This is a genomic window from Pseudomonas sp. B21-056 (assembly GCF_026016325.1).
Lineage (GTDB): Bacteria > Pseudomonadota > Gammaproteobacteria > Pseudomonadales > Pseudomonadaceae > Aquipseudomonas.
Genome location: NZ_CP087203.1, coordinates 1550904 through 1573008, shown reverse-complemented (window position 1 = coordinate 1573008; position 22105 = coordinate 1550904). Strand labels below are relative to the sequence as shown.

Annotated in this window: 21 protein-coding genes, 1 tRNA gene and 1 pseudogene; 11 read left to right on the top strand and 12 right to left on the bottom strand. The window is 59.8% G+C overall.

Going from position 1 to position 22105, the window contains the following annotated elements:
- Positions 1 to 21 precede the first annotated feature (21 nt).
- Positions 22 to 951: a LysR substrate-binding domain-containing protein gene (locus LOY67_RS07050; RefSeq protein ID WP_265066539.1), complete on the bottom strand. Its 930-nt coding sequence runs from the start codon at positions 949 to 951 to the stop codon at positions 22 to 24.
- A gap of 167 nt (positions 952 to 1118) precedes the next feature.
- Between LOY67_RS07050 and LOY67_RS07045 the strand changes: the two genes are divergently transcribed.
- A complete protein-coding gene (locus LOY67_RS07045) occupies positions 1119 to 1310 on the top strand; it encodes a YegP family protein (RefSeq protein ID WP_265066538.1) in 192 nt (63 codons plus the stop codon).
- 103 nt (positions 1311 to 1413) lie between these two features.
- Positions 1414 to 1782, top strand: a complete 369-nt coding sequence (locus tag LOY67_RS07040; RefSeq protein ID WP_041023897.1) for a cupin domain-containing protein — start codon at positions 1414 to 1416, stop codon at positions 1780 to 1782.
- Positions 1783 to 1823: 41 nt separating this feature from the next.
- Here LOY67_RS07040 and LOY67_RS07035 read toward each other — a convergent pair whose 3' ends face one another.
- The gene (locus LOY67_RS07035) at positions 1824 to 3296 is read right to left on the bottom strand and encodes an amidase (RefSeq protein ID WP_265066537.1); all 1473 of its coding nucleotides are present in this window, start codon (positions 3294 to 3296) and stop codon (positions 1824 to 1826) included.
- A 112-nt stretch (positions 3297 to 3408) separates the two neighbouring features.
- Between LOY67_RS07035 and LOY67_RS07030 the strand changes: the two genes are divergently transcribed.
- Entirely contained in the window at positions 3409 to 4023 is a 615-nt protein-coding gene (locus tag LOY67_RS07030; RefSeq protein ID WP_413776165.1) for a TetR/AcrR family transcriptional regulator, read from the top strand.
- Positions 4024 to 4089: 66 nt separating this feature from the next.
- Here the strand turns inward: LOY67_RS07030 and LOY67_RS28420 are convergent, their stop codons facing one another.
- Entirely contained in the window at positions 4090 to 4869 is a 780-nt protein-coding gene (locus tag LOY67_RS28420; RefSeq protein WP_413776202.1) for a methyl-accepting chemotaxis protein, read from the bottom strand.
- A gap of 78 nt (positions 4870 to 4947) precedes the next feature.
- Positions 4948 to 5724 (bottom strand): annotated as a pseudogene (locus LOY67_RS28415) (MCP four helix bundle domain-containing protein); the annotation flags it as partial.
- Between the two features lie 303 nt (positions 5725 to 6027).
- On the opposite strand from LOY67_RS28415, the gene LOY67_RS07020 reads away from it, so the two are divergent.
- The 5 genes from LOY67_RS07020 (at position 6028) to LOY67_RS07000 (ending at position 12300) form a co-directional block, all read left to right on the top strand.
- Positions 6028 to 6441: a TIR domain-containing protein gene (locus LOY67_RS07020; protein ID WP_265066535.1), complete on the top strand. Its 414-nt coding sequence runs from the start codon at positions 6028 to 6030 to the stop codon at positions 6439 to 6441.
- Positions 6442 to 6478: 37 nt separating this feature from the next.
- Positions 6479 to 7774: a tetratricopeptide repeat-containing protein gene (locus tag LOY67_RS07015; protein ID WP_265066534.1), complete on the top strand. Its 1296-nt coding sequence runs from the start codon at positions 6479 to 6481 to the stop codon at positions 7772 to 7774.
- 357 nt (positions 7775 to 8131) lie between these two features.
- Positions 8132 to 8572 (top strand): hypothetical protein, encoded by a 441-nt coding sequence (locus tag LOY67_RS07010; protein ID WP_265066533.1) that lies wholly within the window; start codon positions 8132 to 8134, stop codon positions 8570 to 8572.
- A gap of 28 nt (positions 8573 to 8600) precedes the next feature.
- Positions 8601 to 11531 (top strand): DUF4132 domain-containing protein, encoded by a 2931-nt coding sequence (locus tag LOY67_RS07005; protein WP_265066532.1) that lies wholly within the window; start codon positions 8601 to 8603, stop codon positions 11529 to 11531.
- Positions 11532 to 11946: 415 nt separating this feature from the next.
- Positions 11947 to 12300: a DUF6124 family protein gene (locus LOY67_RS07000; RefSeq protein WP_265066531.1), complete on the top strand. Its 354-nt coding sequence runs from the start codon at positions 11947 to 11949 to the stop codon at positions 12298 to 12300.
- Between the two features lie 108 nt (positions 12301 to 12408).
- Here the strand turns inward: LOY67_RS07000 and LOY67_RS06995 are convergent.
- From LOY67_RS06995 to dapA, 5 genes are all read right to left on the bottom strand, one after another.
- Positions 12409 to 12498: transfer RNA gene (locus tag LOY67_RS06995), tRNA-Ser, on the bottom strand.
- A gap of 83 nt (positions 12499 to 12581) precedes the next feature.
- Positions 12582 to 13295 carry a phosphoribosylaminoimidazolesuccinocarboxamide synthase gene (gene purC / locus LOY67_RS06990; RefSeq protein WP_265066530.1) on the bottom strand — a complete coding sequence of 238 codons (714 nt, stop codon included), beginning with the start codon at positions 13293 to 13295 and terminating at the stop codon, positions 12582 to 12584.
- A gap of 28 nt (positions 13296 to 13323) precedes the next feature.
- Positions 13324 to 14082, bottom strand: a complete 759-nt coding sequence (locus tag LOY67_RS06985; RefSeq protein ID WP_265066529.1) for an MBL fold metallo-hydrolase — start codon at positions 14080 to 14082, stop codon at positions 13324 to 13326.
- A 4-nt stretch (positions 14083 to 14086) separates the two neighbouring features.
- Positions 14087 to 15202: an outer membrane protein assembly factor BamC gene (gene bamC, locus LOY67_RS06980; protein ID WP_265066528.1), complete on the bottom strand. Its 1116-nt coding sequence runs from the start codon at positions 15200 to 15202 to the stop codon at positions 14087 to 14089.
- 17 nt (positions 15203 to 15219) lie between these two features.
- Positions 15220 to 16098 (bottom strand): 4-hydroxy-tetrahydrodipicolinate synthase, encoded by an 879-nt coding sequence (gene dapA, locus LOY67_RS06975; RefSeq protein WP_041020811.1) that lies wholly within the window; start codon positions 16096 to 16098, stop codon positions 15220 to 15222.
- 316 nt (positions 16099 to 16414) lie between these two features.
- Between dapA and LOY67_RS06970 the strand changes: the two genes are divergently transcribed.
- Positions 16415 to 16975, top strand: a complete 561-nt coding sequence (locus tag LOY67_RS06970; RefSeq protein WP_041020812.1) for a glycine cleavage system protein R — start codon at positions 16415 to 16417, stop codon at positions 16973 to 16975.
- A 10-nt stretch (positions 16976 to 16985) separates the two neighbouring features.
- Positions 16986 to 17459: a peroxiredoxin gene (locus LOY67_RS06965; protein WP_265066527.1), complete on the top strand. Its 474-nt coding sequence runs from the start codon at positions 16986 to 16988 to the stop codon at positions 17457 to 17459.
- Positions 17460 to 17587: 128 nt separating this feature from the next.
- On the opposite strand, the gene LOY67_RS06960 is transcribed toward LOY67_RS06965, so the two are convergent.
- A complete protein-coding gene (locus tag LOY67_RS06960) occupies positions 17588 to 18658 on the bottom strand; it encodes an AI-2E family transporter (RefSeq protein ID WP_265066526.1) in 1071 nt (356 codons plus the stop codon).
- A 30-nt stretch (positions 18659 to 18688) separates the two neighbouring features.
- Positions 18689 to 18928, bottom strand: coding sequence for a sulfurtransferase TusA family protein (locus tag LOY67_RS06955; protein WP_265066525.1), 240 nt, complete (start codon positions 18926 to 18928; stop codon positions 18689 to 18691).
- 99 nt (positions 18929 to 19027) lie between these two features.
- Between LOY67_RS06955 and LOY67_RS06950 the strand changes: the two genes are divergently transcribed.
- Positions 19028 to 20461 (top strand): M48 family metalloprotease, encoded by a 1434-nt coding sequence (locus LOY67_RS06950; RefSeq protein ID WP_265066524.1) that lies wholly within the window; start codon positions 19028 to 19030, stop codon positions 20459 to 20461.
- 215 nt (positions 20462 to 20676) lie between these two features.
- Here the strand turns inward: LOY67_RS06950 and LOY67_RS06945 are convergent, their stop codons facing one another.
- Entirely contained in the window at positions 20677 to 22101 is a 1425-nt protein-coding gene (locus tag LOY67_RS06945) for a DegQ family serine endoprotease (protein WP_413776201.1), read from the bottom strand.
- Positions 22102 to 22105 lie beyond the last annotated feature (4 nt).

Sequence of the window (22105 nt, the reverse complement as noted above, 5' to 3'; positions counted from 1 at the left end):
CACAGAAAGCCATGTACTGCTCTAACCGAGCAATTGCGCCGAAACCCCGCGCTCACTCATGAACGCCTCCAGCCGAGACCGCAACCAGCGTTCCGCCGGATCGCTGTCGACATGGCTCAGCCAGACCATGGACAGGTCCAGGGTCGGTGTCTTGAACGGAAAGGGCTCGTTGAACAACTGGCCCGAAGCGGCCATGGCGACGGCGGTATAGTCCGGCAGGCTGGCGATCATATCGGTGCCGGCCAGCAGCGCCGGCAACGCGCTGTACTGCGGCACGGACAGCACCACTTGGCGCTTGCGACCGATCTCGGCCAGCCATTCGTCAGCGAAACCGGCCACGTTCGCGGTATGGGACACCAGCACGTGGGGTCGCGAGCAGTATTCATCCAGGGTCAGCGGCGTCTGCGAGGCATCAGCCCGCAACACGCAAGGCTGGATGTGTCGCAACAGCTTGCGCTTGGCATTGGCCGGCAGCCCGCGGGTCTGGCTGATTCCCACGGTGATGTCGCCCGACGCCAGCAAATCGGGAATCCGCCAGTAATCGACGTGCTGGACCACGAACACCACCTGCGGCGCTTCCTGGCGCAGGCTGCGCAACAACGGCGGCAACAGGCCGAACTCGACGTCGTCGGACAGGCCGATACGAAACGTCATGTTGCTGCTGGCCGGGTCGAAATCGTGGGTCAGGCTCAGGGCCACCGACAGCGAGTCCAGTGCCGGCGACAGGTGCCGGATGATCTCCTCCGCCCGCGCCGTGGGCTCCATGCGATGGCCGACGCGGATGAACAGCGGATCGTTGAACCGCGCACGCAACCGGTTGAGGGCCGAACTGATGGCCGGCTGGCCCAGGAACAGCTTTTCCGCCGCCCGTGTCACATTGCGCTCAAGCATCAGCGTTTCGAACACCACCATCAGGTTGATGTCGGCCTTGCGCAATTCGTTGCGGTTCATCCACTTGCTCCCGGTTCGAGTCAGTTCGAGCGAACGCTGTCATTATCGGCAATATTTCATAACCATTGGAAACGTATTTCCGATAGCGAAAACTTTCAGCTTGGCTAGGCTTTCGACGACATGTTCAAAAACATGTCTTGAATGAGTCAATCGCAGGGAGCGAACCGATGTACTTTGAAATCTACAGACAGACCCGAGGCACCCAGAGCAGCGGAAAAGGCCAATGGCGCTGGCGCTTGAGAGCGGGTAATCACGAAACGATCGCCAGCGGCGAATCCTACGTGAACAAGGCTGACTGCCTGCACGTCATCGGGTTGATCAAAAACGTCCAGGGTGAGACGCCCGTCAGGGAAATCTGAAACAGCGTCGCGCCACACTGTCCACAAGCTGCTCCGCCAGGCTGCCCTGCCTGTCGAGCAGCTTGTTGCGGCTTCATCCAAGTCCCATAACGAGCACTGCGCGATGGCTACCCATGATTCCCCTGTCAACTTTGCCCAGAAGTACGCCCTGTTCCAGGATCAGTGGGCCCCCAAGGTCGTGGCTGAAATGAACGACTACCAGTTCAAGGTCGCCCGGCTCGAAGGCGATTTCGTCTGGCACTCCCATGCAGACACCGACGAAACCTTCATCGTGCTGGAAGGCGAGCTTCGTATCGATTTTCGCGACGGCGCGGTGACGATCGGCCCTGGCGAGATGTACGTCGTCAAGAAAGGCATCGAACACAAGCCCTGGGCTGCCCAGGAAGTGAAAGTGCTGTTGATCGAACCTCGCGGGGTCATCAACACGGGCGAAACCCATGAGCGAACGGCAGACAACGATGTCTGGATCTGAGGTCGCCCTCCGAGCGCTCATTGGATCGCGAGGATGGCGGATCAGCCTTCTGATGCGTGCTCCGCTGGGGCTTGAGCATCCTGGTCGCCAGCCCACACTTTTGGCCGCCGGTCTCGCCAGGGCATCTCACGCTCCAGCTGTGCCGCCAGTTGCAGCAGCAGGTCTTCACGACCGTAACCCGCTCCAAACTGCAGCCCGATGGGCAGGCCGCTCTGCGTATCATGGGCCAGGGGCACGGACATGGCGGGACAACCGCTGACGTTGTACACGGCGGTGAACGGCGAGTAGTTGAATACCCGGGCCATCCACTCGCGGCCGTTGAGCAGCTCCTGGCCGGCGTTGTACTCCCCGATCAACGGGGCGACGTCCGGCAGTGTGGGAGTGACTAACACGTCGTAATCGGTGAGGACCTGCCCCATGCGCCGGGTCACCAGGTTGCGATTGTGCATCGCGCCCAACAACTGCATTGCGCTCAGCCCTTGGCCCATGCGGTACAAGGCAAGGGTGGCCGGCTCCAGGGTGCTGGCATCGATGGGGCGTCCGGTCGCGCTCGCGATGGCGTCGATCCAGGCGGCGGTATTGCTCGACCAGAAGCAGGCATTGAGTTCGACGAATGCTTCCCAGCTCAGTCCGATGTCCGTTGATACGAGGGTGACCCGATGCCCAAGGGTTTCAAGAACCTTGCACACCCGGTCGAGGGCTTCATCCACTGCGGGTGCGTTCAACCGGCCGTTCAAGGCCTGATGTTGCACGGCAATGCGCAAGGGGCCGGGGTCGCGGTCAAGTAAGGACGCATAGCGTTCGGCAGGAGGTGCTACATGGAACGGATCGCCCGCGGCGGGCCCGTGCAAACAGTCCAGCAAGGCGGCGGTGTCCCGCACCGTGCGGCTCAACACGCCGTGCACCGCCAGCCCGGACCACACTTCGTCTACATCAGGCCCCATGGGCAGGCGTCCACGGCTGGGCTTGAGGCCGAACAGCCCATTGGACGCGGCGGGCACGCGAATAGAGCCGCCGGCATCGGTAGCATGGGCGACGGGAACCGCTCCGGCCGCTACCGCAGCCGCCGAGCCGCCACTTGAACCACCTGCACTGCGAGCCAGATTCCAAGGATTACGAGTCGGCCCATCCACCCGGTTCTCGGTGGTGGTGCTGGCGGCAAGTTCCGGCGTGGTGGTGCGCCCCAAGGGCAACAGGCCTGCCCGACGCAGCCGCAGCATCAGTTCGGAATCCGCGCTGGCAACGCAACCTGTGGCCAGACGGCTGCCCAATTCATTACGACGATTGCGCACGGTCAACCCCAGGTCCTTGACCAGCAATGGCACGCCCAGGAAAGGCCCGGACAGCGGTTCCGGCTCATTCTTCCAGACCTCGATGACCGCGTTGATGCTGGGATTGACGGCATCGATGGCCGCTAACGCGGCGCTGCGCACTTGCTCCTGGCTGACCTGGCGATCCCTGATCAACTGCGCCAGACCAACAGCATCCTGTTCGGCGTATTCAAAGCGATTCATATGACCTCCTACCCACACAGATACCACAAAGTATCGGACGATACTGTTTAGTATCATGCAATACCATGTAGTATTCATGTCAAGCAGAAATCTCAATCCCTCGGAGAACCCTTTGAAGCTCATTCACCCTGAACGCATCGCGCAGTTACCACCGTGTGAACGCATCATTGATGCTGCCCATGCCCTGTTCGTTGAACAGGGCATTACCCGGGTGACCGTGGATGCCATCGCCGCCCTCGCCGGCTCGACCAAGATGACCTTGTATCGGCATTTCGAAACCAAGGATGTGCTGGTGCTGCAATGGCTGCGCTTGCTCACCGCCCAGTACAGCAGGGTGCTCGACGACCTCGCGGCGCAATGGCCAGGCCAGCCAATTCAACAGTTACTGGGGTTTACCCGGTTCATTGCGCAAGACCTGGCTCGGGCGGGCTATCGCGGCTGCTCCTTCACCAATTGCCTGGCCGAACTGGCCGACCCGCAACATCCGGCGCGGCAGCTGATCGAGGCGCATAAGCAACGTCAGTTCCAGCGACTGGTCAGCCTGTGCCAGGAGGCGAAGCTGCCCGATGCCCAGAACGTCGCCCGCGAGCTGACGTTCCTGCTCGAAGGTGCCCAGGTTGTCGCCCAGAACAAGGGGGTGAGCAATGTGGCGGAACACCTGTTGCAGATGGTTGGAAAACGCCTGGGGGTTGAGGCGCCGGGCAGTCAGTCGAACCCGGCTTCCTGATGCAAGGCCCGCAGGCGGTCGCGGGTGAGCGCCGCCTGGGACTTGCGGGACACGGCCGTGCCCGACTCAGGTGCGGAAGCGGCCGGTGAGTTCCGCCAGGCTCTTCGACAGATTGGACAACTGCCGGCTGGCCTGCATGCTCTGGGCGGAATTCTCTGCCGCTTCGTTGGACAGGTCGCGGATGTCGGAGATGTTGCGGGCAATCTCCTCGGTGACGCTGCTCTGCTCTTCACAAGCGTTGGCGATCTGCGCGGCCATGTCGTTGATCCGCTGTATCGAGCCACTGGTGCCGCTGAGGACCTGATCGACGCCCGCGGCGCGCTCGACGCTGTCGCGGGCCTTGTCGCTGCCGACCTGCATGGCCTGCACCGCCTTTGCCACCCCGCTCTGCAGCCGTTCGATGCGCACCTGGATGTCCTTGGTCGAGTCCTGGGTACGTGCCGCCAGGGCCCTGACTTCGTCGGCCACCACGGCAAACCCGCGACCCTGTTCGCCGGCCCGCGCGGCCTCGATGGCGGCGTTCAGCGCCAGCAGGTTGGTCTGCTCGGCGATGCCTCGAATCACCTCGAGCACGGCACCGATGCTGGAGGTTTCCTGGGCCAACGCTCCGATGGTACCCGAGGCGCTTTCCACTTCCTGGGCCAGTTGGCGGATCGAGTCGATGGTGCTGCTGACCACTTCGGCGCCGTCACGGGACTGGCTGCTGGCTTGTTTGGCGGCGTCGGAGGCATTCACGGCACTGTGCGCCACCTCATGCACGGCCGCGCTCATCTGGGTGGCGGCGGTACTGACCTGATCCAGCGCCGCATGTTCGCTGCTGATCAGTTGATCATTGGTCGCAGCCATACTGGCCATGGTGCGGGCCGCGGCATCGACCTCCCCGGTCACCCGGCCCACCTCGGCAATCAGCGGCTGGAGTTTGTCGAGGAAACGGTTGAAAGCACTGCCAAGCTGCCCCAGCTCATCAGCCGAACGCACCTCGAGGCGGCCCTTCAAATCACCGCCGCCCTCGGCAATCTGCTCGACGCGGTGGAGCAATCGACGCATCGGATGCAGCACCACCAGCGGCAAGGCAAAAACAACCAGAGCGCAGCCGAGCAGACCGATCAACAGAATACCGCCCTGTTGCCGTCCGACAGCTTCGCCATGGTCGATCGCCGCCTGCCCCTCGCGAAGCGACGCCTGGTCTTCCAGCTCACCCAGCTTGTCGATGGCATCGCGCATGGTGTCGAACCGCTTTTCGCCGTCGCCGAAGCTCAGGGCACTGGCCGCCTGCGGATTGGTCGTGGCCTGCTCGACCACTTGCCGCGAAAGCTGCGCCCACTGGGCAAAACTGTCATCGAACTGTTTGACCAACGCCAGCGCCTCGGTCCCCGGCTGCATGGCCGCGTACTTGTGCACGCGATCATAGGCTTGCTTCAGATTCTCGGCGTGACTGGTGCGCAACGCCTGCACATGATCGCCCGCATTACCGACCAGCAGGCTGCGCTCGGCCACGAACGCCTGGTAGAGATCGCGGTCGGCATTGAGCAGCAAACTGATGGCCGGCAGATAGCGCTTGGTCAGCTCCGTACTGGAGTCAGTCACCTGATCGATTCCACGCACACCCGACCAGCCCATCAACACCAACAGCAACGCCAGGAAAGCGATTGGCAGGGTGATTTTCCAGCGAAAGCCCAGGTCGGCAAAGAACCGCAGCATGGGAACTACTCCTTTTACGGGGTTTGATGTACCTATCGGCAGGTATGCCTTGAGCTATAGACCATTAGTCTAATTGTCACAAAGGAGTGACACCTACATTGCCGGGCTAGCATGCACTTGAAACGCAAACTGAGCGTCGCCAAGCAATAGATTTATGGTGGTTAGCCATCCCAACTCTCGGATACCTTCGCGCTCAGGAGGGCCTGATTTCATACGAAATTTATTGGATCCAAACCTTCGCACAGCAGTGGCACTGTGCTACATTCTCATCCGTACTCAATCACAAGCGTCGCCGGAGAGCACATGCCCGCGCTGAAAACCTATGTCGGCTTTATTTCCCATGCTTGGGACTACCACGATGAATATGAACGTTTAACAAAAATGTTAGCGGCAACTCCCAATTTTTTGTTCCGCAACTCCTCCGTACCCCGTACCGATCCGATACCCTCACCAATTACCACCGCAAAACTGACTGCTGCCTTGGATGAGCAAATTCGTATCACGAATGTTGTTCTAATCCTAGCTGGCATGCATGCCGCTCACAGCGACTGGATTAGCGCAGAGATTGCCATTGCCGCAAAGTATCAAAAGCCCATTATTGGCGTCGTTCCGTGGGGACAGCAGCGTACCCCTTTGATTGTGCAGACCGCTGCCAAAGAAATGGTGCGTTGGAACACTGATAGCATCGTAACCGCCATTCGAAAATACGCGCTCTAAATAGAACGATCATAGCCAACTGAGAAGGTACCTCTTCATGAGTCACGGCGATGTAATGTATCCGGCCGATGCCAAACTCTGTTTTGTAGTAATGGGGTTTGGCAAAAAAACTGACTATGAAACAGGACGCACCCTTGATCTGAATGCAACCTATAGAGAAATCATCAAGCCTGCAGTCATTTCCGCAGGTTTACGGTGTATCCGGGCTGACGAGGTCATGCATTCGGGACACATTGACTTGCCAATGTATGAAATGCTTCTGCGGGCTGATCTTGTCATTGCCGACATCTCAACCGGCAATCCAAATGCACTGTATGAACTGGGTGTGCGACATGCACTCAAGCCGTTCTCTACAATTATTATGAAAGAGAGCAAAGGCAAACTACATTTCGACTTAAACCACACCAATACATTTTCTTATGATCATTTGGGTGAAGATATTGGTGCCAGCGAGGCTCGACGCGCCATCCTGGATCTGACTAATTTGATTGGTGAAGTGCTTACCCACTCACGACCTGATAGCCCGGTATACACGTTCATCCCTCGCTTGATCCAACCTCAAATGTCGGAAGAGCAAATCGAAGCGCTCATACAGCAAAGTGAAGATAGCGAAGAGCATTTCTCTAATATCTTCGAGTGTGCCGAAGAGGCTTTACGTAGTGATCAGTTTGATACGGCCGTCGCAAATTTTTTTGCCGCTTCACAAATAAAACCTGGCGACCCCTACATAACTCAACGACTGGCTCTTTCCACATACAAGAGTCAAGCTCCCTCACAGATCGCATCGCTGGTCAATGCACTAAAAATCATCAACGAACTCTCTCCGGACTCATCCAACGATCCCGAAACATTGGGAATAGCAGGAGCCATTCACAAGCGCCTCTGGAAAATCACCAAAGATCCCGCAGAGCTGGAGCTTTCCATCAAATATTATGGGCGCGGATTCGACATTCGCCGCGATTACTATACAGGTGAAAACCAAGCCATCTGCCTAAACTATCGATCTGAGCTGGAAACAGATCCGATCGAACAGAGCTACTATCGGGTAAGCGCTCGCAAGACACGAGAAGAGCTTGAGTCCATCTTAAACGATATTATCCTATCGCCCAACTTTACAGAGCGATCTGATCAGAAGTGGGTACTGGCGTCTATGGCACAAATTTTGTTTGGCCTTGGAAAAGAACTAGATGCACAACGATTTGAACGGCGCTTCTTTGAATACCAAGAATCTGGTCGTTTGGCACAGTGGGAGATCGATACATTCTACGCCAACAAAATGGATGTCCTGAATGTCATGAAATCATCTCAAGCTAACATTTACTCACAACCGTAACATCTTTGGTCGCAAACGCATATCAGCCGGAGAACAACCTGTTGATCGCTTTGCTTCTTTGCCTGCAACTAATCCAGAATCCGCCAGCTTGTGTGCCTTGGTCCGTAACGGTAGCTTGGTTCCCATCAATGCTCATCAGTGATCGGGTTTAGCGACCCGAATGGTATGGATGCATCAGCACTCCTGATCTCGTTGCAGGTATTCATCTCTGCGATGGTCGTAATGGTGGCTGTGCGCGGGAGAACCTTCTGAACGATGCGTACGGTTTGGCAAAACCGTAACGCGCATCAGGCACACTGACCGCAAGCTTGCTAAGCTGCCTTCCGCCCGACTGGCCTGGCTTGCAAGGAGTACGTTATGGAGTTGGTGGTTCATAGCTATTGCCTGAAAGGCGCACGCCAGGAGCCATTGCTTCCCCCCGTCACCCTGACACCGACCTCGTCGACCCTGACGGTCGCCGAGCTCATTCGCCTCACCGTTGCCGAACAGATCGCCGCGCTGTCGGTCCAGCACTGGCTGGAACAGGCATCCATGCGCGAGGTGCTTGATCGCCAGTACCTGAGCGAGCGGGACATCCGCCGGCAAGCCAGTGAAGGTGCAATCGTGATGCCGCAAGCCAGCGAATCTCCCAGACTGGATGTCGACGTCGAGATCGAGCAAGCCTTGAAGGGCTTTGAAAACCGCGCCTTCCGCGTTCTGCACAATGGCGTCATGCTGCAAAGCCTGAATGACCCCATCGATTTAAGCCCCCCTTCCACGCTTGCGTTTATCCGTCTGATGCCGCTGATTGGCGGCTGACCCGTCGTTCATTTCTTCGGAAACCCTCATGCAATCACGCCGTCCCCTGCCCGACCAAGCCACACGCCTCGCTGCACTGAGAGCCTTCTGTGACAGAGCGCTGGATACCTATCCCGAATTCAGCCGCGATGAGCTATTCGAGCTCAATTTCTGGGATGACTTCGACTTCCTGCGCATTGCCGATGACTGGGTCAGGCAGGATCCACAGGACGGCACCCGGGCATTGGCTGACGGCTTTGTGTTCCCGACCGTCTGGGAAGACCTGGAGGATCGCCGCGACCAGCAGCGCTATGGCCTGCAATATCGCCTCTGCGATGCGTGGATCACGGCTCACCCCGATGCCTACGCACTGGAGCAGATCTGTGTACGACTGCAGCACATGCTGCAATTTGCGTTCGAGGACAGCGACTATCCACTGCCCACTGAGGACGACGATCCTGCCTATTACCGCAGACGCCCGGAACATGCCTGGGCCTTCCCCGATGTACCGGCCTGCATCAACCGCCTGAGCAACTATCCGCCCACCCCGGCCTGGCAAACGTTCGCCGAATGGTTGCTGGACGGCAGCTGGAACCGTGTGCAACCCTCCTCCTCGCCTGATGAAGAACAACGGAAAATCGCTGACGCGTACACCTACGTGTACAAGGACATCGAGCGCATTGCTTTGGCCCTGATGGAAGCTGGTCGGCTCGATTACCCTCGCTTCGTCCGGGCGGCCAACACCTGGGGGCGCGCCATGATGTTCTATACAGACGACGCCGGGCTCGCGAGCGATGACTTGGAGCTGGATCGGTACGCCGATGAAGCGCTCGACGAAGACGAACCGGATGATGAAGCCCCTGACGATGAAGGATTCGAGGCAGAGCAACCTCAGAGCGAAGATCCCCTGATTGAAGAACCGACCGACGTGCCACCTGAACTGGCGAACTTCACCGTTCGTTATGTCGAGGACGCCCTGGCCGGATTACCCGATAACGCCGGAAAACTGGCTGACACCTTCCGTTCGGTAGAGGTCTATCAGACCCGCTGGATGCTGCAGGCCCTGGCGGTCATTGAACGGCTGGGCATGACCCCCGACACCTTTCATGACAGCTTCGGCGATACGGCCGCGGTGCTCGAACGTTTCCTCTTACTCCAGGAATTACCCAAGGACCAATCGGCAGAGCTGCTCGCGTCGCTGACCGGTTTTTCCAGAAATACCCTGCTGACCGCCCTGCCCTACGCCGGGCAAGCCAGCCGAGTGATACTCGATGCGCTCGGCTGGCATGATCTGCAAGCCTTCCAGCGTGAATACCTGAACATCGCCCTCGCACCTCAGTCCGGCTGGGCCCGCGACCTGCCCAATTCATTGGATGAAACCGTAGGTGTGGTGGACCGCTACCTGCTGGACAAAGCGTTGTCCGAGGCCGACCCACAGCACTTGCGCGAATATCTCGCCGCACTCGCCCCTTCGCACTGGGCATTTCCTGAAACGCGCGTGCTGCTCGATGCCTATCAGGGCATCGATAGACCTGCACTGGAAAAGAAGCTGACCCGCCACGCACAGTCGGCGATGCGCATCTATGGGGTATTCCCCGTCACACATCCGGACGACGTACGCCAGCGCTATCTGACGCTGAAGAAACTGCACAAGGAGGTGCGCAAGTACGGCGCTCAACGGCAGGCCAACTCCCACGCAGCGATTCAGGCGGGGCTGGAAAACCTGGCGCGTGTTGCCGGTTATCCCTCAGCGATTCGCCTGGAATGGGCCATGGAGTCGGAGATCGCCGAATCCACCCTAATGGCCGCCTCCATCGACGGCTATGACGTCACGCTGGTGATCGACGGCTTGTCGCCCACCTTGCGCGTCTGCAAAGCCGAAAAGACACTCAAGACCGCACCGCCGGCGATTCGCAAAAGCGCAGACTTCGTCGCCCTCAAAGCCCAGCAGATCCAACTCCAGGAGCAGATCGCACGCTTCTGCCGCACCCTGGAAACGATGATGAGCAGCGGCGAAACCCTGGTCCTGGATGTCCTGAAAACCCTGTTGAACATGCCCGCGGTTCGCCTGCTGCTGGAACAACTGATCGTGCAGGCCGATGACGCGGCGCTGGGTTGGCTCGACAGCACAACGCTGACGGTGACCGACCTTGAAGGCCGCCAACACGCCATTGAACAGAACCTGCGCATTGCTCACCCTTATCATCTGTTCACGGCAGGACAACTGTCGGCCTGGCAGAAAGAAGTCGTCAGCCATCGTCGCGTGCAGCCGTTCAAACAGGCCTTTCGCGAGCTGTACCTGCTGACACCTGCCGAGCGAGAGACGCGCTTGTGGTCCAATCGATTTGCCGGCCACCGCCTCAAAGGCAAAGTAGCCGCCCGGTTGCTGCAGGTCCGCAACTGGTCGACCTCAAGCGTCGAAGACATCTATTACGAGAGCAAGGAGCACGGCATTCACGCCACGTTCAACTTTCTGGAGACCGGCCATTACCTGTCAGAAACCGAACACTTCACCTTTGACACGATAGCGTTCCACCGCGACCAGAAAGCCCTGTCGCTTGAACAGGTACCGCCACTGCTGTTTTCAGAAGTCATGCGTGATGCCGACCTGCTGGTCTCCGTGGCCCACGCCGCGGACGGCTACAGCACCAGTCACGAAACCCTGCAGCGACGCGCCGAACTGGTCGGCGAACTGGTTGAAGGGTTGGGACTGCAAAACGTCAAATGTGAGGGACATTTCCTGCACATTACCGGCCAGCGTGCGAACTACCGCATTCATCTGGGCAGCGCAGCCATCCATATCGAACCCGGCAACTACCTGTGCATCGTGCCTGTTGGCGGCAGCTCCCCCGAGTTCTACCTGCCGTTCGCCGACACCGACCGGAAAATGGCCGAAGTACTGAGCAAGATGTTTCTGCTGCTGGACGACATGAATATCACCGACAGTCAGATATTGGAGCAGATAGAGCGGGGGAGTTGATGTTGGGCTGTTGGCCAATCGTGTTTTCAGGCGAATTGTCCTGCTTGACGTGAGGCCGTAACCAAACATACGCAGAAACACCTGGCCCATGGAGCGAGGCTACGTCACCTTGCGCCTTTGCCTACAACTAAGCCAGAATCCGCCCGCTTGTGTGCCTTGGCCCGCACCGGTAGCTTGGTTCCCGTCACTGATCATCAGTGATCGGGTTTAGCGACCCGAAGGGTATGGACGCATCAGCACTCCTGATCTCGTTGCAGGTATTTATGTCTGCAATGGTTGTAATGGTGGCTGTGCGCGGGAGATCTTCGGATCTGCCGGGCTCCTGTACCCCCGGTTCGCTAACCTGCGTGCAGCCGCCACCCTTACTTGCTTAGCGACAAGTCATGGTGGCTCAATCAGGTTCAGGAGATTCACCATGTTCAAGGCCACACCCAATCCCCCGGAAACGGACCCAACCGCCACCCGCCTCGATCCGAAAAAAGTCCAGGAAGCCACCGACCGGGCGCTGGATTTCTATTTGAAACGCAAAGATGCAGATACCAAAAGCGATCCCGCACCAGGTCAGCTCTTCACCGTCGTCGATGGCATCGACACCGAAAGCCTGCTTGCCAACCTCAGCGAAAGCCTGGCCTCAGCCAACGCCATGATCAACGACCTGGCATTCGACCTTGAAGGGTCACGCCGGCATGTGGCGCTGGGAATTCAGCAGGTGATTGAGCTGAGCGAGTTGTTGGCGAATCGGGCGTTGGATAGCGTCGATCCGCGCTAGTCCCGAGTCGTGGCGTTGTAGCGAAATCACCGCCTGAAAATCAAACGTCAGAAACGAAAAAGCCCCTGAAATGTTCAACCATTTCAGGGGCTTAGTCGTATTCAATAATGGCGGAGAGATAGGGATTTGAACCCTAGGTACTGTCGCCAGTACAACGGATTTCGAATCCGTCCCGTTCGGCCACTCCGGCATCTCTCCAGTGGCGCGCATCATACCAGCACATTCGTCGGAAGCGAACCCCCGAGCGAATTTTTTTCCGTGCTATCAGATGCTTGCGTCGATTACAGCGGCACGCCCAGACGCTGGGCGACTTCTTCGTAGGCTTCGATGACGTCACCGAGGCCCTGGCGGAAGCGGTCTTTGTCCATTTTCTTCTTGGTGGCCTTGTCCCAGAGGCGGCAGCCGTCCGGGCTGAATTCGTCACCCAGGACGATGGAACCGTCGCTGAATACGCCGAATTCGAGCTTGAAGTCCACCAGCAGCAGGCCGGCGTCGTCGAACAGTTTGCTCAGCACGTCGTTGACCTTGAGGGACAACTCTTTCATGCGAACCAGTTGCTCGGCAGTGCCCCAACCGAAGGCCACGACGTGGGATTCGTTGATGAACGGGTCGCCCTTGGCGTCGTCCTTCAGGAATAGTTCGAAGGTGTAGGGATTGAGCTTCATGCCCTCTTCCACACCCAGGCGCTTGACCAGGCTGCCGGCGGCGTAGTTACGCACGACGCACTCGACCGGGATCATGTCCAGTTTCTTGACCAGGCATTCGTTGTCGCCCAGCAACTTGTCGAACTGGGTCGGCACGCCGGCGGCTTCGAGCTTCTGCATGATGAAGGCGTTGAACTTGTTGTTCACCATGCCCTTGCGGTCGAGCTGTTCGATGCGCTTGCCGTCGAACGCCGAGGTGTCGTTGCGAAACAGCAGGACCAAGCGGTCAGCGTCGTCGGTCTTGTAAACCGACTTGGCTTTGCCGCGGTAGAGTTCTTCACGTTTTTCCATGATGGGCTCCGCTTGCTAAGTAGATGGGCTAGGCGATATGTCGCCAGTCGAGCCCTGAATCTTGATCGGCCAGTTGCAGCCAGTCCGGGTCGCACCCGAGGGTGTCGACAAAACATTGCCGGGCCAGCTGCGGCAGGTTGTTCTTGCTGCTCAGATGGGCCAGGACCAGGTGTTGCAGGCCTTGCCAGCCCAACTCGGCCACCAGGTACGCCGCCTGGTGGTTGTTCAAATGTCCGTGTTCCCCGCCGACCCGCTGCTTGAGGAAGTACGGGTAGTACCCGCGTGCCAGCATATCGCGGCAGTGGTTGGACTCGATCATCAAGGCATCGAGATCCCGATAGCTGTCCATGACCCTGTCGCAATACGATCCCAGGTCGGTCAACAAGCCGAAACGCCGCTCGCCGTCGCTGAATACATACTGCGTCGGCTCACGGGCGTCATGCGCCACACTGACCACGTTGATATCCAGACAACCGATGCGCAGTTGCTCGCCACCGGCGACGAAACCCGCCGGCTCAATGGGCTTGCGCAGGCCGCCTAAGGTTCCACGGCTCAGGTACACCGGCAGATTGTAGCGCCGAGAAAGCAGACCCACGCCATGCACATGGTCGGCATGTTCATGGGTCACGAGTATCGCGCTCAGTTGCGCCGGATGCACACCCAGGCGCAGCAGGCGCTTCTCGGTTTCCCGCAGGGAGAAACCACAATCGACCAGCACGTACGTACCGGCACTGGCTACCAGCGTGCCGTTCCCCTGGCTACCGCTGCCGAGAACGGCAAAACGCATCGGATCAGCCCAGGTTGTCCTGAATCACGCCCAATACCTTGCGGGCCACTTCGGCCGGCGCCACGGTATTGATGTTTTTCTCGACGGTCACCTGAACGTTGTCGCCCACCTTGCTCAGGCGAACCTGATAACGCTCGGCGCGCGCCTCGATTTCTTCCTTGTTCGGCTTGCTGCCGAACAGACCACTGAAGAAGCCTGGCTTCTCGTCTTTCTTCTCGGCTTTTTCGGCGAGGTTGATGTAGTACAGGCCCAGGCTGCGGTTGATGTCCTCAACCCGCCATTCGCCCTGCTCCAGCGCACGACCAACGCTCGACCACGCACGGTCCAGGTCGGAGCCGACGTTGAGCACCGGGTTACCGCTGCCGTCTTCGGTCAGGCTGACACGGCTCGGCGTGTCGAAATCCCGGGAAGCCAGCATCGAAACCGAACCACCCTGCTCTGCCGAACGGCTCATGCTGGCGAGCATGTCGTCCACCAGCGCAGCGTCAAGGCCGGTATTGACCGAACGGTTGGTGAACGCCACGTCGGCGGTGCTGCCAGCAGGACGCTCGGCGCTGACCACATAGACTTCACTGGTATTGCGCTGCACGCCCGGCTCGATGCGCACCCGCACGCGGGATTCGCTGTCGCTGGCGACACCGGCAGCACTCAGGCGCTTGCCCATGGCGGCGGACAGTTCATCGGCGTGTTGCCAGGTGGTGGTGAACTCGCCGGTCTGCGGGCGCTGCTCATCAATGCGGAAACCGTTGTCCTGGAAGAACTGGATCGCCACCGGCCAGACTTCGGCCGGCGGATGCTGGGCCATGACCCAACGTGAATCGCCACTCTTCTGCAGGGTGTAGTCGCTGGCATCGGCGATGGCCGACAGCGGCTGCGGACGAGGAACCACGTATTCACCCTTGGCTGTGTCGTCGGCCACGTTACGCGGAATCGGCAGCAGCGGGTCCAGGCGCTTGGCGACGTGGACGTCCGGCGGCAGTTGCATCGGTGCAGTCTGTTGCGCGTTCAGGTAATCGCTACCACGATCGCGGAAGTAACCTTCCGGGCCCCAGATCCACCCACAGCCACTGGTGCTGGAGATAATCAAGGCAAGTGCGGAAAGTCCGGCAATTCGCTTCATGCGGTGTACTTCCTCAATTAAACCAGGACGCCGGACTGGCGCATGGCCTGCCGCAGCGGTTCGTGACAGGCGTTGCTCAGCCAGGTGAGCGGCAGACGGATGCCTTCGTGCATCAGGCCCATTTCCACCAGCGCCCACTTCACCGGGATCGGGTTGGCTTCGATGAACAGGTCCTTGTGCAGCGGCATCAGTTTTTCGTTGATGGCCCGTGCGGTCTCGGCGTCGCCCTTGAGCGCGGCCTCGCACAGGTCGGCCATTTCCCGCGGCGCGACGTTGGCGGTGACGGAGATATTGCCCTTGCCGCCCATCAGGATCAGCTCGACCGCCGTCGGATCGTCACCAGACATCACGATGAAGTCCTTGCTCACGCCATCAAGGATGGCCTTGGCGCGCTTCAGGTCGCCGGTGGCTTCCTTGATGCCGATGATGTTCGGGACGGTGGACAGGCGGATCACGGTCTCGGCCTGCATGTCGCAGGAGGTGCGGCCGGGAACGTTATAGAGGATCTGCGGGATGTCGACCGCTTCGGCGATGTGTTTGAAGTGCTGGTACAAGCCTTCCTGGGTCGGCCGGTTGTAGTAAGGCACAACGAGCAGGCAGGCGTCGGCACCGGCTTCCTTGGCGTTGCGGGTCAGCTCGACGGCTTCGCGGGTCGAGTTGGCGCCAGTACCGGCGATGACCGGAATGCGGCCGTTGACCTGCTTGACCACGGCACGGATGACTTCGATGTGTTCGTTGACATCGAGAGTCGCCGACTCGCCGGTGGTACCGACGGCGACAATGGCATGGGTGCCGTTTTCAAGGTGGAAGTCCACGAGTTTGCTGAGGCTGGCCCAGTCAAGACGCCCTTGTGCATCCATGGGTGTGACCAGTGCCACCATACTGCCCGCAATCATGAAACCGCTCCTGCCGGAAAAAGAGAGCCGTAATGGTACTGGCGCCAAGATGCTTGTACAAGCGAACTCCCATTCCCCTTGGCGATGGTTTTCGCTACCCTTCAGACTTTGATCGGTACCGACACGCTCACAGGCCGGTTCCCAGCCTCCGTTTTCGTCGCCACAAGCCCCGATCCTGTGTTTGTCCCGGCGTATTTCCCCTCTGTTGCGGAATGCCGGGCAACCCCAGGCACAGGGCTTGAGTCGTTCGTTTTCGCAGGCCGGCGCCGTGCAGGATGGCGTAGGTATCGACCGCTCATCGCTTTAGGAATGCTGCATGTCCACCCCCACAGTCCGCGAACAATTCCTTGTCATCAGTGCCCTTGGCGCCAACCCCATGGAGCTGACCAACGTCCTGTGCCGCGCCAGCCATGAGAACCGCTGCGCCGTCGTGACCTCACGCCTGACCCGCCACGGCGAATGCAGTGCGCTCGTGCTTGAGGTTTCCGGCAGCTGGGACGCCCTGGCCCGCCTGGAAGGCAGCCTGCCGGTGCTGGCCAAGAAACACACCTTCACCGTCAATGTGGTGCGCAGCGCCGCGCTGGAAAACCGTCCACAGGCCCTGCCCTACGTGGCCTATGTGAGCTCGGCCTACCGCCCGGACATCATCAACGAGCTGTGCCAGTTCTTCATGGACCACCACGTCGAGCTGGAAAACCTCACCTGCGACACCTACCAGGCGCCGCAGACCGGCGGCACCATGCTCAACGCCACATTCACCGTGACCCTGCCGGCCGGCACCCAGATCAGTTGGCTGCGCGATCAGTTCCTGGACTTCGCCGACGCGATGAACCTGGACGCACTGATCGAACCGTGGCGCCCACAAAACCCAATGTAAGGAAGCGCTCATGGCCGTTGCCATCGACCAGCCGGTTACCGATTTCCAGGCACCCGCCACCAGCGGGCAGACTGTCAGCCTCGCGGCCTTGAAAGGCAAGCAGGTGGTGATCTACTTCTATCCGAAGGACAGCACCCCAGGCTGCACCACCGAAGGCCAGGGCTTTCGTGACCAGTACGCACAATTCCAGGCGGCCAACACCGAAGTGTTCGGCGTCTCCCGGGACAGCCTCAAGTCCCACGAAAACTTCAAGTGCAAGCAGGAGTTTCCGTTCGAGCTGATCAGCGACAAGGACGAAGCCGTCTGCCAGTTGTTCGATGTGATCAAGCTGAAAAAGCTCTATGGCAAGGAATACCTGGGCGTGGATCGCAGCACGTTCCTGATCGACAAGAACGGCGTGCTGCGCCAGGAATGGCGTGGGGTGAAAGTGCCCGGGCATGTGGATGCGGTGCTGGCGGCGGCTCAGGCGCTCGACAAGATCTGAGACTTTTTATTGCTAGTCGGGCCCCATCGCGAGCAGGCTCGCTCCCACACTGGATTTTCGGCGTTAACAAATCCCTGTGGGAGCGAGCCCGCTCGCGATGAAGCCATCAGCCCCACCCGATAAATCAGCTAGAGCAGCGGCGCGACAACCGGCTCCTTGCTCGGCCACGCATCCAGCACAGCCTTGAACAGCGTCGCCAGGGGAATCGCAAAGAACACCCCCCAGAACCCCCACAACCCGCCAAACAACAGCACCGCGCAGATGATCGCCACCGGATGCAGGTTCACCGCTTCGGAGAACAGCAGCGGCACCAGCACGTTGCCGTCCAGCGTCTGGATGATGCCGTAGACCGCCATCAGGTAAATGAACTGATCGCTCCAGCCCCACTGGAACAGCGCAATCAAGGCCACCGGCACGGTCACCACCACCGTGCCGACATAAGGCACCACCACCGAAACCCCCACCAGCAGCGCCAGCAATGCGGCGTAATTGAGCCCAAGAGCCACGAAGCCGATGTAGGTCACGCCGCCGCAGATGAAAACCTCGATGACCTTTCCGCGAATGTAATTGGCAATCTGGCGATTCATCTCCTGGGCCACCCGGGTGATCAGCGCCCGCTCACGGGGCAGGTAGCCACGGACCCAACGGCCGATCATTTCCCGATCCTTGAGAAAGAAAAACACCAGGATCGGCACCAGCACCAGGTAAATCATGATGTTCACGAGCAGCGGCAGGCTCGACAACGAAAACGTCAGCGCCCACTGGCCGAACTTGCCGATCTGGCCGCGCACCACTTCGATGGTCTGGAGCACCTGCTCGTCCGACACCAGGTGCGGATAGCGCTCAGGCAGCAGCAACAACAGGGACTGCCACTTGGCGAGCATGCCCGGCAATTCGTTGAACAGCGTCACCAACTGGTGCCAGAGCAGCGGCACGATCATCACGATGAACACCACCAACAGCCCCATGAACAGGGCGAACACCAGCGCCACCGCGACGCTGCCCGGCAGCCGCAGGCGCTCCAGCGTGGTGACCAAGCCTTGCATCAGGTACGCCAGCACCATCCCCGCCAACACCGGTGCCAGCATACCGCCCAAGGTGAGGACTGCCGCGAACCCCAAGAACAGCAGCACTGCCAGGACCACCGCTTCTTCGTCGGAGAAGTAGCGCTGGATCCAGTCGCGTAACACTTTGAACATTAAAAATCCTTAAGCAACACCATCGGTTATTCAGGCTTTTTTCAGCCAATAACGGAAGACGCCATTGTCGTCTTCCTCATGCAGCAGCGTATGACCGGCCAACCGGGCGAAGGTGCGGAAATCACGCTGGGAGCCCGCGTCCGTGGCGATGACCTTGAGCACGGCGCCACTGGCCAGGCTGTTGAGCACAAGCTTGGCCTTGAGCAATGGCAACGGACAGTTCAGGCCGCTGGCGTCCAGTTCGGCATCGTGGGCTACAGCATCGGTCATCGGTTCACTCCGCAGCGGGTCGTAGAGCGGCCTAGAATATCTGGTCCCGGGCCCGGTGTCCGGCTACAGTAGGGTCTTTGTCGACTAAGGCCCCCGTGCATGACATTTCTGCGCCCCACCCTGCTGACGCTCGCTTGCCTGCTCGCCTCACCAGGCTTCGCCGACGACCTGCCGTCACTTGGCGATGCCAGTTCTGCCATTGTCTCGCCGGAGCAGGAACACCAGCTGGGGCGCGCCTGGCTGGCCCTGCTGCGCAGTCAGGTCACACAGCTCAATGATCCACAGCTCAAGGATTACGTCGAGAGCAGCGTGTACAAACTGGTGGAAACCAGCCAGGTCAACGACCGGCGCCTGGAGTTCATCCTGATCAACAGCCCGCAGCTCAACGCCTTCGCCGCACCCGGCGGGATCGTCGGGGTCAACGGCGGTCTGTTTCTCAACGCCCAGACCGAAGGCGAATACGCCTCGGTGATGGCCCACGAACTGGCTCACCTGTCGCAACGCCACTTCGCCCGCGGCGTCGAAGCCCAGCAGCGCATGCAGGTACCGATGATGGCCGCGCTGCTGACCGGTATCGTGATCGCCGCTGCCGGCGGTGGTGATGCCGGGATCGCGGCCATTGCCGGGACCCAGGCGGCCGCCATCCAGGAACAACGGCGTTTTTCGCGCCAGAATGAACAGGAAGCCGACCGCATCGGTATCCAGAACCTGGAAAAGGCCGGCTACGATCCACGCTCCATGCCGACCATGTTCGAACGGCTGATGCGCCAGTACCGCTTCGATGCCAGGCCACCGGAGTTCCTGCTGACTCACCCGGTCACCGAGTCCCGGATCGCCGACACCCGCAACCGCGCCGAACAGGCCAAGCCGGGGGGCATCGAGGACAGCATGCGCTATCAACTGATCCGCGCACGCGTCCAGTTGACCTACGAGGAAACCCCGGGCCTGGGCGCCAAGCGCTTCCGGGCACAACTGGATGAAAACCCCAAGAACGACGTCGCCCGCTATGGCCTGGCAATTGCGCAGATCAAGGGCGGCCAGTTGAATGAAGCCCGGGAGAACCTCGCGCCGCTGCTGGCCAAGTCCCCCAACGAAATCATCTACAACCTGGCCCAGGTCGATCTGGACATCACCAGCAACAAGCTGGCCGACGCTCAATCTCGCGTAGACCGGATGCTGACCCAATACCCGGGCAATTACCCACTCAATCAGGTGCGCGTCGACCTGTTGCTCAAGCAGAACCGTGCCGCCGATGCCGAGAAGGCCCTGGAAGCGCTGCTCAAAACCCGCCCGAACGATCCGGATGTCTGGTACCTGGTGGCCGAGACCCGTGGGCTGTCGGGCAACATCATCGGCTTGCACCAGGCCCGGGCCGAGTACTTCGCCCTGGTGGGTGATTACCGCCAGGCCATCCAGCAACTGGACTTCGCCAAGCGCCGCGCCGGCACCAACTTCCCGCTGTCGTCACGTATCGATGCCCGGCAGCGGGAACTCATGGAGCAGGAGCGCATGGTCAAGGACATGATGGGTTGAGGGTGAGACAGGGATTCGCGGCCAGGCACTTTCCCTGTGGGAGCGGGCCTGCTCGCGATGACGGAAGCACATCCGACATCTCTTTCGACTGACCCACCGCTATCGCGAGCAGGCTCGCTCCCACAGGGGCTATATATTCGCCAATGGCTGTCCTTTCACCAGGCACAAAAAAACCGCCTCTCCCGAGGCGGTTTTTTCATTGAGCCACTAACCGGTCATTCGGCCAGCTTGAAGGTGATGAAGCTCGCACGTCCCTGACGCAGAACGCGCATCGAGACCGAGCGATTCTTCGGCAGGGCCTTGGCGATATCGGTGAACTCCTTGGTGGAGCCGATGGCCTGGTTGTTCAGGTGCGTGATGATGTCGCCGGGTTGCAGGCCGATCAGGGCAGCAGGACCGTCCTGCACTTCCTTGATCACCACGCCACCCTGCAGTTCCAGGGCTTTCTTCTGCTCGGCCGTCAGCTCGACCACCGCCACACCCAGGCGATTGCTGCTGCGCTCGACGCCGGACTTGGGTTGCGATTCCAGCTCCGCGCCCTCTTCAGGAATGGCACCGACCGTCAGCTCGACGTTCTTGCGCTTACCCTCGCGAATCACTTCCAGGTTGGCCTTGGCACCGGCCTTGAGCGCGCCCACCAAGTGTGGCAGGTCCGCGGACATGATGATCGGCTGGTCATTGAGCTTCAGAATCACATCACCAACCTGCAGGCCACCCTTGGCAGCCGGACCACCTTCCTGGATCTGCGCCACCAGCGCACCGGCTGGTTTCTCCAGCCCGAACGATTCGGCCAGATCCTTGTTCACCTCCTGGATGACCACCCCCAACCAGCCGCGACTGACCTTGCCTTCGCTTTTCAACTGGTTGGATACGTCCATGGCCACATCGATCGGAATCGCGAAGGACACGCCCATGAAACCGCCCGAACGGGTGTAGATCTGGGAGTTGATGCCCACCACCTCACCGGACAGGTTGAACAATGGGCCACCGGAGTTACCCGGGTTGATCGGCACGTCGGTCTGGATGAACGGAACGTAGTTTTCGTTCGGCAGGCTGCGACCGATCGCACTGACGATGCCCTGGGTCACGGTGTGGTCGAAGCCGAACGGCGAACCAATAGCGACAACCCATTGACCGGCCTTCAGGTCCTGGGACTTGCCGAGCTTGAGCACCGGCAGGTCCTTGCCGTCGATTTTCAACAGCGCCACGTCGGAACGCGGGTCGGTACCGATCAGCTTGGCCTTCAACTCACTGCGATCAGACAGACGTACCAGGATTTCGTCGGCATCGGCGATTACGTGGTTATTGGTCAGGATGTAGCCATCGGGCGAGATGATGAAACCCGAGCCCAGGGATTGCGCTTCACGCTGGCGACCGCCGCCAGGCGAACGCGGTTGCTGCGGCATGCCGCGTTCGAAGAACTCGCGCAGCATGGGGGGCAACCCCTCCAGATCCGGCATCTGCTGGTCCGAGACGCGGCGATCCGGCAGCTTCTGGGTGGTACTGATGTTCACCACCGCAGGCGAGGCGTTTTCGACCAACTGAGTGAAGTCAGGCAAGCTGTCCGCCAGGGCGGGAACGGCCTGGCCGAGCACCAGCACGGTGGCAAGGATGGAGAAACAGGTTTTCAAGCTTGGTATCGAC